2 protein-coding genes and 1 pseudogene are annotated in these 1,388 nt (G+C 49.4%); all 3 read right to left on the bottom strand.

Translation table 11 applies throughout. The features are described 5' to 3' along the window. A pseudogene (locus JF818_RS03625) lies at nucleotides 1–516 on the bottom strand (DUF115 domain-containing protein); the annotation flags it as partial. 15 nt (nucleotides 517–531) lie between these two features. Next, the gene (gene rpsR, locus JF818_RS03620) at nucleotides 532–816 is read right to left on the bottom strand and encodes a 30S ribosomal protein S18 (protein ID WP_198890620.1); all 285 of its coding nucleotides are present in this window, start codon (nucleotides 814–816) and stop codon (nucleotides 532–534) included. 43 nt (nucleotides 817–859) lie between these two features. Further along, a complete protein-coding gene (locus JF818_RS03615) occupies nucleotides 860–1,345 on the bottom strand; it encodes a single-stranded DNA-binding protein (RefSeq protein ID WP_198890619.1) in 486 nt (161 codons plus the stop codon). Between the last annotated feature and the right edge of the window lie 43 nt (nucleotides 1,346–1,388).

The raw sequence follows: 1,388 nt of genomic DNA, 5'->3' as shown, positions 1-1,388 counted from the left end.
GTACAAACCTTCCAATGCAACACCAGGTGTTTCAAGGGATGGTTGTGTCCCACCAGTTGTCCCTCCGAGGAGCGTACGAAAGGTCTCAAACATTGCTGAGTCTACCCTCTGGAGCGCCTCGTTAGGTCTTGTAAACCAAATAACCACCACAACCGAAGCAACAATCCCAAACATGGATGATGCAAGATAGCGGTAGAATGTACGCTTGTCATCCAGAGCAATCCATACTGCACTGGCTACCAAGAGCACAATCGGGATGAACATTCCAATCACAAGCAACAGGCGTCCTTCGGGGCTACTTAATGCCCCTTCTGCCCTGAAAAACTCAGTAATCACCAACAAGGCAGCTACCAAGCCAACAGGAAACAATGCCTCTCTCCGATTGGAAAACTTCGGTGCGAGAACCATCAACGGGATGGTGAAGAGCAGGTTTCCGATCAACAAGCGGGAAAGCGCGTAGCTTACCACTGTCAGGAACAATACCTGTTTCAACATCTTTGTATCTAACTGGTTCATGGCACCCAACACAAGTTACTTCTTCTCAAACGGAAGATACGCAAGTACACGTGCCTTCTTGATCTCAGTAGTAACAGCCCTCTGGTGCTTTGCACAGCAACCGGTGATACGGGCAGGAAGAATCTTGCCACGCTCGGTTATGTAGCGCCGCAGCATATCAGGATTCTTGTAGTCGGGAGTAAGGTTCTGGGTACAGAACTTGCAAACTTTCTTTCTGAAACTGGGTTTGCGTCCGCCCCCTCTTCTATCTCTTCCGTTTCTTCCGTCATTATTCATGGAATCGTTATCGTCATCGCGCATTATATGTTTCTCCTTGCAACATCATCTGCCAAAAGGCAGAGTCTTAGAATGGGATCTGGTCATCGTCAAACTGCTCAGGTCCGCCGATATCCAAGGGAGAGGCGGGTGCCTGGGGAGCAGGTCGTGAACCGTATGACCCCTGGTTTCTCGTCGGTGGTTGTTCACCCTGACGAGAGGTGTTTCTACCATCTGTAGAACCGGGACTCGAGAGGAGCTGCAACGAATTCACGGCAATCTCAACCCGACTCCGACTTTGGCCGTCCTGTTCCCATCGGTTCTGCCTAAGCTCACCGATAATGGAAACCTGCCTTCCCTTCTCTAGATACTGGTTGAGGGATTCGGCACTTTTGCCAAACATCGAGCAGTCGAAAAAGTTGGCTTCGTCCTCCCATTTATTGTCACCCGACCTCTTTCTCCGGTTGACTGCTATGGAAAAACGACAGATTGCCATACCACCATTTGAATAGCGAAGTTCGCTATCTCTGGTAAGACGGCCCACCAATGCGACTACATTCAGGTCATTTGCCATGGTTTTGCTCCCATTCTCTTTTATTTACTTCTCAGGGTTTACG

It is taken from the genome of Sphaerochaeta sp. S2 (assembly GCF_016406725.1).
In the GTDB taxonomy this organism is placed as follows: Bacteria; Spirochaetota; Spirochaetia; order Sphaerochaetales; family Sphaerochaetaceae; genus Sphaerochaeta.
The sequence above is the reverse complement of the archived record's forward strand: the minus strand, read 5'-3'. Positions and strand labels throughout refer to the sequence as shown.

Coding starts and splice junctions, on each gene's coding strand:
- rpsR (WP_198890620.1), bottom strand. CDS start 816: ATGCGCGATGACGATAACGATTCCATGAATAATGACGGAAGAAACGGA.
- JF818_RS03615 (WP_198890619.1), bottom strand. CDS start 1,345: ATGGCAAATGACCTGAATGTAGTCGCATTGGTGGGCCGTCTTACCAGA.